This is a genomic window from Formosa sp. L2A11, assembly GCF_009796865.1.
In the GTDB taxonomy this organism is placed as follows: domain Bacteria; phylum Bacteroidota; class Bacteroidia; order Flavobacteriales; family Flavobacteriaceae; genus Formosa.
Genome location: NZ_CP047028.1, coordinates 3561977 through 3574235 on the forward strand (window position 1 = coordinate 3561977; position 12259 = coordinate 3574235).

The window sequence follows — 12259 nt, forward strand, 5'->3', positions numbered from 1 at the left end:
TAAATTCTGAAGATCATTTTTATGATTATCGTATAAATCTAAAAGTTAAACACATAATTCTTTATCGTTAAAAAGAAATTTTATCAATTTGCTAATACAGAAGATTCATTTTACATAAAATGCAAACTACATTTACAGTATAAAACGAACAAAATCAGCCTACTAAATATATATTCATTTCAAAAAAGCAAAAAAAAATCCTCAACACGTATGTTAAGGATTTTTATATTATAAAAAACTAAGTGCTTAGTTTCCTTTTTTGTAATCTTCTAAAAATTTAGCTAAACCACTATCTGTAAGAGGGTGTCTTAATAAGCCTTCAATAGAACTTAAAGGTCCTGTCATAACATCTGCTCCTAATTTAGCACAATCAATAACGTGCATAGTGTGACGTACAGATGCTGCTAAAATTTGAGTATCGAAACCGTAATTATCATAAATAAGACGAATTTCCGCAATAAGATTTAAACCATCTGTAGAAATATCATCTAAACGACCAATAAAAGGAGATACATAAGTTGCTCCTGCTTTAGCAGCTAATAATGCTTGTCCTGCAGAAAATACTAAAGTTACATTTGTTCTAATTCCTTTTTCAGAAAAATATTTACATGCTTTAACACCATCTTTAATCATTGGTAATTTTACAACTATTTGCTCGTGTAGTTCAGCTAAGGCTTCACCTTCTCTAATCATACCTTCTAAATCTGTAGAAATAACCTCGGCACTTACATCACCTTCAACAATATTACAAATATCTACGTAATGTTTTAAAATATTATCGTGACCTGTAATACCTTCTTTCGCCATTAAAGACGGGTTTGTTGTAACACCATCAAGAACACCTAATTCTTGTGCTTCTTTAATTTGAGCTAAATTTGCAGTATCAATAAAAAATTTCATTATTCTGTGTTTAATTATAATTGTACATTCTTGTTTGCTAATCTACAATAATACGGGTGTTTATTCTGTGATTTTAGACAAAAAAACATCTATTATTTACGTAAACGTTTACTAACTAGAGTTTATAATGATTTAGTAACATTTTTTCGTACATCTTGTCTGGCAAAATACGTTTTAATACAATAGATACTTTTTGTATAAACTCCCCTACTTTATAATGTATTTTAGGGTCTGGCGTATTAATAACTTTAAAAATAGCTTCAGCCATAATTTTAGGATCTTTACCAGAATCTACATGAGAGTTCATAAGTTCTAAGGTATTTCCGTATGGTATTTTATAAGGGGAATTTTCGTTTACCGGAGCATGAAAACGACCTGCAGCAATATTGGTTGCAAAATCGCCAGGAGCAACATTTGTCATTTTTATATTGAAACTTTTAAGTTCCATTCTATATGCTTCTGTAGCCAATTCTAACGCACCTTTACTTGCACTATAAATTCCGCGATAAGGCAATCCCATATACCCGGCAATAGATGTTACATTTATAATTAATCCGTTTTGTTGCTTACGCATTTGTGGCAAAACAGACTTAATAACTTGTAATGGGCCAAAAAAATTGGTATCGAAATGGTTTTTCATTTCTTCTATCGGAATTTCTTCTATTGGTCCCGTAATTCCAACACCTGCATTATTAATTAATACATCTATACGGTCTTCTTTTTCTAAAAGCGATTGTACACAATTAGAAATTGTAGACGCATCTTTTACATCTAATTTTAAAATGGGAAATTTACTTGAAGTGTAACGTTCTGGAGATCTGCTTGTACCATAAACTTTAAACCCTTTTTCTGACAAAAACTCTCCAACAGATTTTCCTATTCCTGAAGAACCACCTGTAATTAATACAACTTTAGACATAAAACTATTACTCTATTTATGCTGACAAAAATACGATTTAAATAAAGGAAAAATGAAGAGAAATTTAGGAAACTATAAGGCATAAAAAAAGGCAAGCTACCTACATCACACTGCTACAACCATTTACCTTTGCTGCGTTCCCGCCCTGGAGGATTCAACAGGAGCTAGTTGTGTAGGACTTGCCGGTGCAAATATACATTCTTTTTATTTTTACGCAATGATTTTTTTAACTGATTTTAAATAAATAAATTGCTTAAAAATATATTTCAACGATGAAACTTAGCAATATACTCACTATCATATTTTTAAGCGCTGCATTTTTTTCTTGCGGAAGCAGTTCTAATGATAAAAAAAGTGATTTTTCACTACAAACTAATGCTCCTGGTAACGGAATTTCACTTCATAAAGACTTAAACCTCTCTATAAAAAATCCGAAAAACCTCCAAATCGATTCGGTAGCATACTTTATTAATAATCATAAAATTTCTGCAAGCACCAATTTAAGCGAGCAAAAATTAGGGAAACAAAACATAAAAGCAATTATTTACACAAATGGAGATTTACAAACAATTACCTCTCCTCTACTTATTTTAAACGATAAACATCCTACCGTTTATACTTTTGAACTTTTAAACACCTACCCACACGATATTACATCGTACACACAAGGTTTAGAGTTTTATAAAGACACCATGTACGAAAGCACAGGGCAATACAAAGAGTCTAAACTTAGAAGAGTAGATTACAAAACGGGAGCTGTTTTAAAAAATGTAAAATTAGCCGACGAATATTTTGGTGAAGGCTTAACCGTTTTAAACACCAAGTTATACCAATTAACTTGGCAAAAAGGAACTGGATTTGTTTACGATGTAAATACTTTAGAAAAAAAATCTAGCTTTAAATACAATAATAGTAAAGAAGGTTGGGGACTTTGTAACGATGGTAAAGTATTGTATAAAAGCGATGGAACAGAAAAAATATGGATTCTAGATCCTGAAACTTTAGAAGAAAAAAGTTTTATACAAGTATACACAAACAAAGGAAAAATTGGACGTGTAAACGAATTAGAATGGATAGACGGAAAAATATATGCTAACATTTACCAAAAAGATGGTGTTGCTATTATTAATCCTAAAAACGGAGCTGTAGAAGGCGTAATAGACTTTACACCTTTAAAAAAGAAAGTCACACAACACCCAGGATTAGATGTATTAAATGGTATGGCTTTTAACCCGACCACCAAAACATTATTTGTAACGGGAAAACGTTGGGATAAATTATTTGAAGTTACTGTAAAACCAAAAGCATAATTCATGAAAGAATTTGAGCTTAAGGTTACGGTTAAAGAAGATGATTTAGACGATTTAAACCATGTAAATAATGTGCGTTACGTACAATGGATTCAGGATGTTGCTAAAGGACATTGGCAACAAACGGCAACTCCAGAAATGCAAGACTTATACATTTGGGTTGTTATAGAACATCATATTTATTATAAAGGAGAAGCTTTATTAGGTGATAAATTACGTCTAAAAACATACATAAAAAAAGCCGAAGGCGTAAAATCTATTCGTATGGTAGAATTATACCACCAAGATACAGATAAGCTTCTATTAACAGCAGAAACACACTGGTGCTTAATACACACTAAAAACAAACGTCCTACCAGAATACCTCAAGATGTTAAGGATATATTTCAATAATAAAATTTAAAATAGAAGTCTAATCTTTATAAAAAATATCGATTATAATTGCTTAGTGAGTATCTTAAATACATTTTACACTCAAAAGCAAACCCTATCTATTAACCATTAATAATTGAGTAAAAGTTATATTTTTACATAAAATCTCGAAACAGAGATCTAGTTTACTATTATGAAACGTATTATCTATTTTATTTCGTGTTTTCTTTTTTTAATGCTTTGGAGTTCTTGCAGAAAAGATTTTAATTTTTCTCCAAGCACGGGTTCTCTTACCTTCTCTAAAGACACGGTATATTTAGATACCGTTTTCTCTAATATAGGGTCTAGTACTTACAACCTGAAAGTATATAACAATAGTGATAACGACATTGTAATTCCGTCGCTAAAACTTGCTCTTGGCGAAGATTCTGATTACCGTTTAAATGTAGACGGTATGTCTGGAAAAGTTTTTGAAGATGTAGAAATATTAGCGAAAGACAGCATGTATATTTTTATTGAAACTACTATAGATTATAATAATTTCTCTAATGCTGAAAACACCTATTTATATACAGATAAAATAGAGTTTGATTCTGGTACAAATGCCCAAGATATAGATTTAGTTACTTTAGTTAAAGATGCTGTTTTTATTTACCCAAGTAAAAATACCGAAGGCATTGTAGAAACACTAACCTTAGATATTAACGGCGAACAAGTTGAAACCACAATTCAAGGTCGGTTTTTAACAGAAGACGAATTACACTTTACCAACACAAAACCTTACGTTATTTATGGATATGCTGCGGTACCCAATAACAAAGTTATGACTGTAGATGCTGGAGCGCGACTTCATTTTCATTCAGATTCTGGTTTATTTGTTAGCCAAGGAGCCTCTTTACAAGTTAATGGAACTTACAGTAATGATAGGGAAAATTTAGAAAACGAAGTTATTTTTGAAGGTAACCGTTTAGAAACTAGTTTCTCAGACACTCCTGGACAATGGGGAACCATTTGGCTATACGATGGTAGTATAAATAACAGTATAAATTATGCAACTATAAAAAATGCAACCGTTGCTATTTTAAGCGAAGGTAATCCGGACGAAAGCAAACTTACACTTAAAAATACTCAAATTTATAATAGTAGTAATTATGGTGTTTTAGGAAGAAATACATCTATAACTGCAGAAAATTTAGTAATTAATAACAGCGGACAATCTTCTTTTGCAGCAACTTTAGGCGGAAGATACAATGTAACACATGCTACAATCGCTAATTATTGGAGTAGCAGTTTTAGACAATATCCTGCTTTATTAATTAATAATTATTTAGTAGATGATGACGGTACAACTTATATCGCCAATTTATCTGAAGCTAATTTTAATAACTGTATTATTTACGGAAATGATAATCCTGAATTTGTATTAGACCAAGTAGAAGACGATGCTTTAGTGTACAATTTTAAATTCACAAATTGTTTAGCACGTTTTCAAAATTTATCTAGTAACACTTATACAGGTGTAAATTATGATTTTAATGATGCAACACATTATGAGAACATGATTTTTAACGAAGATCCTTCTTTTAAAAACAGCTCTAATAACGAATTAGGTATAGATGAAAATTCTAAAGCCATAAACCAAGGAAACGCTACTTATGCAAACCAAGTTCCTCTAGATATTTTAAATACAAGTAGAACAGCTGCTCCCGATTTAGGAGCTTACCAACATAGTGTTTCAGAAGAAGAATAAAAATTAATCTACATACATACTCTCTGAAAATGGATGAATTGATTTGCTATCTGCCAACGGTTTTAAACTAGAAGTTCCTGAAGTACTTATTTGTCTGCTTGTTCCTGTAATATCACTAATAGCTGCAGCCAACAAAGGCTCACTAACAGTTCCTAACACACCTAAGTTTCCATAATCTTCTTTTAAATAAATATCAGGATTTAAACCATCAAAATAATCTGTTTTACCATTAGCATTTAACGATTTAAAAATTAAAGGTTGCATGGCATAAGTATGTGTCGCATTTACTTCAGATTTGCCAAATGTAGGAGAATCATATACCGTTCTAGATGCTTGATATTTTCCAACAGTAACATCTCCAACCTGAACCACATCTATATAAGGTGTTAATCCATTTATAATAAGTTCGCTGGCAGACGCCGTACTTTGCGAAGTAAGCACATAAACTTTACTAAAATTTAAATGATTTATAGTTTCACTAAACGTAACAGTATTTGATGTGGTTTGTTTCTCCATAACATCTACAAACGGATTTAATAAATCGTCTGGACTGTAATCTTCAAAATACGCTTGCCAATCGCTATTCCATTCTTCCCTTACAAATACATCGCCTGTAAATTGCCCAGTAATCATAGATGCTAACCAAGTTGCTGTACTTACAGAACCACCTGGATTGTAACGTAAATCCAGAACCAAATCGGTTATCCCTTCACTTTTAAATGTTCCAAAAGCGGAGTTTAATTGCGAATCGAAAGCATCTGTTCCAGTAAAGCCGCTATACATTAAATAGCCTATTTTTTTTCCGTTAATATCTAAAACCTCCTGATCGAAAATAGGATTTTCTGTATAAGTAGATTTTACTAATGAAATCTCTTCAGAAGTACTTGTTACAACATCATCTGTAGTGGTTACTGTTCCTTGATTATTATACGTTGCCATTCCAATATCATAAGAATCGGCTTCCAAAAGATCTATATTAGTGTCTGAAGCCGAATTATAATACAACGTAACACCATCTACACGGTTAAAAATATCTCCGCGTTTTACTCCTTTAGATTCCGCATCTGTTCCAGGAAGCACATAACGCACATAACCAAATACAACATCTGCAGTTTCTAATTTAACGAGACCATATTCCATACCATGAGATAAGGTTTCGCCATCAAAAAATTGTTCTAAAGCAATATAATCGTCGGTAATCCAACTAAAACGATCTTCTGTATCTGTATTATAAAGTAGACTATAAAATAAATCTTCTGGCGAAGCATAATTATTTAAATAACTTTGGTACGCTGTAGTGGTCTCGAATCTGGTATCAGATAAATTAGGAACATCATCCTTATATAAATAATACGTATTCATACCTCTCCAAACAAAATCACTTATATCTGAGACTGTTACAGGAGAATCGTCTTCGTCTTTAGCACAATTTGTGAAGCATAATAACAGCACACATAAATAAAAATAAGGTTTTAAATCTGGCATATTTAGTCTAAGTATAATGGTTAAATTTACTTGAATTAAGATTAGCTTAAAAATTTTATGTAACAAATTATCAAATGATTCGTCGTAATAGTAAATAACCACAAATAGATTTAGAACCGACCAATATAAAATGACCCAGTCAGAATTTTTAAATATAGTAACGCCTTTTAAAGACAAAGTATATCGTTTAGCAAAACGTTTACTAGTCTCTAATGAAGAAGCTGAAGATGCTACGCAAGAAGTGTTACTAAAATTATGGGCAAATAAAAAGAAAATAGAAGCTTACAAAAACGTGGAAGCATTTTCTATGACGATGACAAAAAATTTATGTTTTGATAAATTAAAATCTAAACAAGCACAGAATATAAAAATTGTACATAGTAATTATGAAGATAAAAAAACAAGTCTTCAGAAACAAGTTGAAACCACAGATAGTTTAGATTGGGTTAACAAAATAATTGAAACCTTGCCAGAACAACAACGTTTGGTTATTCAATTAAGAGATATAGAGCAATACGATTTAGATGAAATTTGCAAAATGCTAGACATGAAAAACACAACAGTTAGAGTCGCTTTATCTAGAGCAAGAAAAACAATACGAGAACAATTAACTAATACACATAATTATGGTATTAAATAATATAGAACAATTAATAGAAAAATACGAAAACGGCGAAACTACTTTACAAGAAGAGCAACGCTTAAAAGACTATTTTTTACAAGATAATATAGCTCCGCATTTAGAAGTTTATAAACCTTTATTTGCCTATTATAAAGCGAATAAGCAAGAAACGTACACTAAAGCCATTACACTAAAAACTAAACACACAAACGTGTACAAGTGGTTAACTGTCGCAGCTGTAGCCATATTAATGTTAGGGTTTTATTTTAAATCTACTCAAAATATAATGTCTGCAGACAACGATTTGGGCACTATACAAGATCCGCAATTAGCGTATAAAGAAGTTGTAAAATCTTTAGAACTTATTTCTAAATCTATGAATAAAGGTAAAGCAACTATGGGATATTTAGAAACTTACAACAAAGGCCTTTCTACAGTAGGCTATATTAGTGAATTAGAACACTCCTCAAACATTATTTTTAAATAACGATAAACAGAAAATTATGAAAACTAGAATTAATAATAAATCGAAGACAATGACTAAAAAAATAATATTATTTGCACTTGTAATGGTGTTATTACCGGCAAGCATGATGGCACAAAGTATTTTTGAAAAATACAGCGAAAATGCAGATGTAACTTACGTAAACATTAAACCTAAAATGTTTCAGATGTTAGCAAAATTAGACATTAGTACAGACGATGCAGAGTCTCAAGCCTATTTAAATATGGTAAATAGTATTACTAGTTTTAAAACTATTATTACAGATAATAAAGCAATTGCTACCGATATTTCAAAATGGATGAACTCTAATAAAGGCGGTTTAGAAGAACTTATGGAAGTGAAAGACGAAGGTAGAGAAGTAAAATTTTATGTAAAAGAAGGACGCGATGCAGACCACGTAAAAGAACTTTTAATTTTTGTAAACGGTATAGGCGATTTAACAAAAGATGCAAACATTGAAATTAATGGTAAAAATCGTGAAATAGAAACTGTAGTAGCCCTTTTAACTGGTGATATTGATTTAAATGAAATCTCTAAACTAACTAGTAAAATGAATATTCCAGGCGGAGAGCACTTGAAAAATAAATAATACATTCAATTATACCGAGTTCTTTATTCTGAATATTAGAACTCGGTTTACAATCTTATACACCATGAAACCACATAACTATTTAATTACGATTACGTTTTGTTTTGGATTATTACTTAGCAGTTGTAAATCTGAACCTACATTACAAACCTATATTGTAGACCACCAAGAAGCTCCTAATTTCACCACTGTAGATATACCTTTATCTGTTTTAAACTTAGATGAATCTAAGCTAAACGAAGCGCAAAAAACGGCTTACAACTCTATAAAACGATTAAATTTTTTAGGGTATAAAAAAGGAACTACAGATGCAGATGTATATCAAACTGAAAAAACTAAAGTAGAAGCTATTTTAAATAATGATGTTTACAACGAACTTATGGTTATAAATAATCATGGTGGTAATTTTACTTTAAAATATCTAGGAGAAAACGATGAAGATATAGACGAATTAATTGTATTTGGAAATACTAAAGCATCTGGTTTTGGTATTTTAAGAGTACTTGGAAAAAACATGAAACCTTCACAAATTATGTCGCTAGCTAAAGTATTAGAAAAAGGAGATGTAGATATATCTAAACTAAATGATGTAATTGGCTTCTTTAAATAATTGCTATAATTACACCCTCAAAAAAGGTCTAAATGAGTCATTTCATTTAGATTTTTTTTTAACAGAACACCTGTTTAAATCACTATAAACATTGCACATATAACCGTGTAAGAAACAAAAAAGGCTACCCTGTATAGGATAGCCTTTTTTATATTATAAACTAAATATTATTTAGTCACTTCGGTTTTATTTAAAGCTGAACTCATTTCCATAGAAATAGAAGAACGTTCAAATTTAATTTTTCCTGCAAGTGTTTCAATAACACAAGTATTATCTTTATCGTTTAAATCTACTACTTTTCCGTGCATACCACTTTTAGTAATTACACGATCACCGCGTTTTAACTCGCTAGCGAATTTCTTTTCTTTTTTCTGACGTTTCATTTGTGGTGCAATCATAAAGAAATACACAACCACAAACATTAAAATAAACGGTAAAAATGAACTTATACCTTCTCCCATTATATTAAGATTGAATTTGAGGTGTTGCTAATTTTGGTTTTACAGCTGAATTAGGATCTGGCTTAACAAAAGCTTTAATCTTAACCATATCTCTTCCTTTTTCTGTATTAGAAGTTACTGTAATTGTTTTTGTTACATTATTTGCTCCAGAACCGTTAAATTTAACAGTAAATTTTCCAACTTCTCCTGGTGCTAAAGGAGCTTTACTCCAATCCTGAGGTACAGTACAACCACAAGAACTAGCTATATTTGTAATTACTAAAGGAGCTTCTCCAGTATTTTTATATTCGAAAACAGTTTCTACAGGAGTTTTAGATTCTATAGTTCCAAAATCATGTTCTGATTCTGTAAAAGACATTTCTGGAAATTTTGAAGAATTTGCATCACGCTCTGCAGCGACTGTTACATTTTCTTCATTCACTTTTTTAGAAGCATCCTCTTTACATGCAGTAAAAGCAATTAGACATAAAGCGCCTAATCCTAATATTATTTTTTTCATAATAAATATATTTTTTAAAGTTATAAAAGTACTAATAATTTCGAATTACATCAACCCGCGTCCTATTTTATTTAAGGTTCCTTTTTCTTGATATTCCTTAACAAGCTTGTCTAAAATACCATTTATAAAGATGCTACTTTTTGGTGTAGAATATTCTTTTGCTATTTCTAAATATTCGTTAATAGTTACTTTAACAGGAATAGACGGAAAGTTTTGAAGCTCGCAGACAGCCATTTGCATTAAAATATAATCGATTTGAGCAATACGATCGGCTTCCCAATTTTTCGCTTTTTTATCGATATCTGCATTTAATTTAGTCTGGTTTAGGATGGTTTTTTTGAATAAACTTACAGCAAATGCTTTATCGTCTAAATCTTTATATAATTTAGGAACAAAATAAGAATCTTCTATTTCTGGTTTAGCTTTACGTAATAACTTTAAAATGGTTGTATTTACGGTAGGTAAATCGTCTAACCAAGTTAAGTTTTTATCTTCTAAATAATCGTAAAGTTTTTCGTTTGGTGCAATAATTTCTTTAAACACATCGACAATAAAGTTCTTGTCTGTTTTAAAATCAGAAGTACGTGTTTGCATATATTCTGCATAGATATCGCTTGCAAGAATGGCTTTATAAATAACCTCTACATATTCGTTATCTAATTCCCAGTTATCTACACCGTAAGTATTTATACTATCTTTTAAAAGTCGGTTTTCTTTTAATAATTGAAGGACTTCATTATTAACCAATTTTTTATTAGGATCTTTATCTTCTGAAGTTGCAAGATGTTTTAATTGAGATTTATCAATAAAATTTTCAACTCGTTTTTGAACTTCAATCAATAATGATAATTGTAACAAATACAAATTATACATATCGTCTAAACTGTTAAGTAAAAACTTTTGATCGTTTTTAAAATCATCACTCTCACCACCTTTAAAAGCATAGATGGTTTGCATTACTTTTACGCGAATATGTCTTCTATTAAGCATAGTTACAAAGAACTTTTAACCTCCTTTTCTGGAGCCTGAATTATAGCCTTAACGGCCTTAAAATTAAAAAAAAGCCGAAAGTTAAATTAACTTTCGGCTGCAAAAATAAGCTTTTTAAACAAATAACTTTATTTATTATTCGCTTTTTTTCGTGCTTCAATTCTAGCTGTAGCAATGTTTAAAGCAGCTTGATTTGTAGTCATTTTATAAACATCGGCGTTATTAAGAATCTCTAAAGTCGTGTTGTAAATGTTCTCTGTTCTAGTCATAATCTCGTCTTTACCGTAATGTGCAATTTCTGCATACACATTAATAATACCACCTGCATTAATTAAAAAGTCTGGGGCATATACGATTCCACGATTTTGTAAAATAGCACCATGTACTTGCTCGTTAGCTAACTGGTTGTTTGCTGCACCGGCAATAACTTGTGCTTGAATTTTATTTACAGTCTCGTCGTTTATTGTTGCTCCTAAAGCACAAGGTGCATAAATATCTACAGCTTCGCTATATATATCTGTCCCTTTATAAATTTTTGCTCCGTAAGTTTTACCAACAATTTCTAAACGCTCTTTACTAATGTCACTAATAATAACATTTGCGCCTTCTTTTGTTAAATAGTCTACAAGTGTTTCTCCAACGTGACCAATACCTTGAACTAAAATAGATTTCCCTTCAAGTTTATCTGTTCCAAATTTAAATTTTGCAGCAGCCTTCATTCCCATATACACACCATAAGCGGTAACTGGAGATGGATTTCCTGCTCCACCAATAGATTCAGAAATACCAGTAACGTAAGGTGTTACTTCTCTAATTAAATCCATATCAGGTGTATCTGTCCCAACATCTTCAGCAGTAATATATTTTCCGCTTAAAGAGTTTACATACTCACCAAATTTCTTAACTAATTCTGGCGATTTTTGTGTTTTAGCATCTCCAATAATAACGGCTTTACCTCCACCTAAATCTAAACCAGTAACGGCAGCTTTATAAGTCATTCCACGAGATAAACGCAACACATCGTTTAACGCTTCCCATTCGTTACTATAATTCCACATTCTAGTTCCTCCCAAAGCAGGTCCTAATACCGTGTTATGAATACCAATAATTGCTTTTAAACCTGTATCTTTGTCATTGCAAAAAACTATTTGCTCATGATTATTAAAAGAATGTTGACCAAAAACAGGGTCAATTTTATACAGTTCATTTGCATTTAAAACCTCTGAAACCATTTTAATTATGTATTA

Annotated in this window: 14 protein-coding genes and 1 other RNA gene; 7 read left to right on the forward strand and 8 right to left on the reverse strand. The window is 31.0% G+C overall.

The genetic code is table 11. The features are described from left to right. Window positions 1–246: 246 nt before the first annotated feature. From fsa to ffs, 3 genes are all read right to left on the reverse strand, one after another. Window positions 247–900 carry a fructose-6-phosphate aldolase gene (fsa, locus tag GQR95_RS15535; RefSeq protein WP_159024005.1) on the reverse strand — a complete coding sequence of 218 codons (654 nt, stop codon included), beginning with the start codon at window positions 898–900 and terminating at the stop codon, window positions 247–249. A gap of 115 nt (window positions 901–1015) precedes the next feature. After that, window positions 1016–1819: an SDR family oxidoreductase gene (locus GQR95_RS15540; protein ID WP_159024006.1), complete on the reverse strand. Its 804-nt coding sequence runs from the start codon at window positions 1817–1819 to the stop codon at window positions 1016–1018. Window positions 1820–1905: 86 nt separating this feature from the next. Beyond that, window positions 1906–2004, reverse strand: an RNA gene (gene ffs, locus GQR95_RS15545) — signal recognition particle sRNA small type. A gap of 87 nt (window positions 2005–2091) precedes the next feature. Here ffs and GQR95_RS15550 point away from each other — a divergent pair. From GQR95_RS15550 to GQR95_RS15560, 3 genes are all read left to right on the forward strand, one after another. Further along, entirely contained in the window at window positions 2092–3129 is a 1038-nt protein-coding gene (locus tag GQR95_RS15550) for a glutaminyl-peptide cyclotransferase (protein ID WP_159024007.1), read from the forward strand. Between the two features lie 3 nt (window positions 3130–3132). Then, window positions 3133–3522 carry a thioesterase family protein gene (locus GQR95_RS15555; RefSeq protein WP_159024008.1) on the forward strand — a complete coding sequence of 130 codons (390 nt, stop codon included), beginning with the start codon at window positions 3133–3135 and terminating at the stop codon, window positions 3520–3522. Window positions 3523–3694: 172 nt separating this feature from the next. Continuing rightward, window positions 3695–5251: a hypothetical protein gene (locus tag GQR95_RS15560; RefSeq protein ID WP_159024009.1), complete on the forward strand. Its 1557-nt coding sequence runs from the start codon at window positions 3695–3697 to the stop codon at window positions 5249–5251. A 3-nt stretch (window positions 5252–5254) separates the two neighbouring features. Here the strand turns inward: GQR95_RS15560 and GQR95_RS15565 are convergent, their stop codons facing one another. Then, on the reverse strand, window positions 5255–6736 hold the full coding sequence (locus GQR95_RS15565; protein ID WP_159024010.1) for a S41 family peptidase: 1482 nt from the start codon (window positions 6734–6736) through the stop codon (window positions 5255–5257). Window positions 6737–6866: 130 nt separating this feature from the next. Here GQR95_RS15565 and GQR95_RS15570 point away from each other — a divergent pair, with 130 nt between their 5' ends. From GQR95_RS15570 to GQR95_RS15585, 4 genes are all read left to right on the forward strand, one after another. After that, complete coding sequence (locus GQR95_RS15570) at window positions 6867–7376, forward strand: RNA polymerase sigma factor (protein WP_159024011.1); 510 nt, start codon at window positions 6867–6869, stop codon at window positions 7374–7376. Further along, window positions 7363–7845, forward strand: a complete 483-nt coding sequence (locus tag GQR95_RS15575; RefSeq protein WP_159024012.1) for a hypothetical protein — start codon at window positions 7363–7365, stop codon at window positions 7843–7845. Before GQR95_RS15570 ends, GQR95_RS15575 begins: the two co-directional genes overlap by 14 nt. Window positions 7846–7861: 16 nt before the next feature. Next, complete coding sequence (locus tag GQR95_RS15580; RefSeq protein WP_233265949.1) at window positions 7862–8452, forward strand: DUF4252 domain-containing protein; 591 nt, start codon at window positions 7862–7864, stop codon at window positions 8450–8452. A gap of 64 nt (window positions 8453–8516) precedes the next feature. Further along, entirely contained in the window at window positions 8517–9062 is a 546-nt protein-coding gene (locus GQR95_RS15585) for a DUF4252 domain-containing protein (RefSeq protein ID WP_159024013.1), read from the forward strand. Window positions 9063–9229: 167 nt separating this feature from the next. Here the strand turns inward: GQR95_RS15585 and yajC are convergent, their stop codons facing one another. The 4 genes from yajC to GQR95_RS15605 form a co-directional block, all read right to left on the reverse strand. Further along, window positions 9230–9523, reverse strand: a complete 294-nt coding sequence (gene yajC, locus GQR95_RS15590) for a preprotein translocase subunit YajC (protein WP_159024014.1) — start codon at window positions 9521–9523, stop codon at window positions 9230–9232. 4 nt (window positions 9524–9527) lie between these two features. After that, window positions 9528–10022 carry a DUF1573 domain-containing protein gene (locus tag GQR95_RS15595; protein ID WP_159024015.1) on the reverse strand — a complete coding sequence of 165 codons (495 nt, stop codon included), beginning with the start codon at window positions 10020–10022 and terminating at the stop codon, window positions 9528–9530. Window positions 10023–10067: 45 nt separating this feature from the next. Further along, entirely contained in the window at window positions 10068–11012 is a 945-nt protein-coding gene (nusB, locus tag GQR95_RS15600; protein WP_233265950.1) for a transcription antitermination factor NusB, read from the reverse strand. A gap of 128 nt (window positions 11013–11140) precedes the next feature. Beyond that, on the reverse strand, window positions 11141–12244 hold the full coding sequence (locus tag GQR95_RS15605) for a Glu/Leu/Phe/Val dehydrogenase (RefSeq protein ID WP_159024016.1): 1104 nt from the start codon (window positions 12242–12244) through the stop codon (window positions 11141–11143). Window positions 12245–12259: the final 15 nt, after the last annotated feature.

Coding starts and splice junctions, on each gene's coding strand:
- fsa (WP_159024005.1), bottom strand. CDS start 900: ATGAAATTTTTTATTGATACTGCAAATTTAGCTCAAATTAAAGAAGCA.
- GQR95_RS15540 (WP_159024006.1), bottom strand. CDS start 1,819: ATGTCTAAAGTTGTATTAATTACAGGTGGTTCTTCAGGAATAGGAAAA.
- GQR95_RS15550 (WP_159024007.1), top strand. CDS start 2,092: ATGAAACTTAGCAATATACTCACTATCATATTTTTAAGCGCTGCATTT.
- GQR95_RS15555 (WP_159024008.1), top strand. CDS start 3,133: ATGAAAGAATTTGAGCTTAAGGTTACGGTTAAAGAAGATGATTTAGAC.
- GQR95_RS15560 (WP_159024009.1), top strand. CDS start 3,695: ATGAAACGTATTATCTATTTTATTTCGTGTTTTCTTTTTTTAATGCTT.
- GQR95_RS15565 (WP_159024010.1), bottom strand. CDS start 6,736: ATGCCAGATTTAAAACCTTATTTTTATTTATGTGTGCTGTTATTATGC.
- GQR95_RS15570 (WP_159024011.1), top strand. CDS start 6,867: ATGACCCAGTCAGAATTTTTAAATATAGTAACGCCTTTTAAAGACAAA.
- GQR95_RS15575 (WP_159024012.1), top strand. CDS start 7,363: ATGGTATTAAATAATATAGAACAATTAATAGAAAAATACGAAAACGGC.
- GQR95_RS15580 (WP_233265949.1), top strand. CDS start 7,862: ATGAAAACTAGAATTAATAATAAATCGAAGACAATGACTAAAAAAATA.
- GQR95_RS15585 (WP_159024013.1), top strand. CDS start 8,517: ATGAAACCACATAACTATTTAATTACGATTACGTTTTGTTTTGGATTA.
- yajC (WP_159024014.1), bottom strand. CDS start 9,523: ATGGGAGAAGGTATAAGTTCATTTTTACCGTTTATTTTAATGTTTGTG.
- GQR95_RS15595 (WP_159024015.1), bottom strand. CDS start 10,022: ATGAAAAAAATAATATTAGGATTAGGCGCTTTATGTCTAATTGCTTTT.
- nusB (WP_233265950.1), bottom strand. CDS start 11,012: ATGCTTAATAGAAGACATATTCGCGTAAAAGTAATGCAAACCATCTAT.
- GQR95_RS15605 (WP_159024016.1), bottom strand. CDS start 12,244: ATGGTTTCAGAGGTTTTAAATGCAAATGAACTGTATAAAATTGACCCT.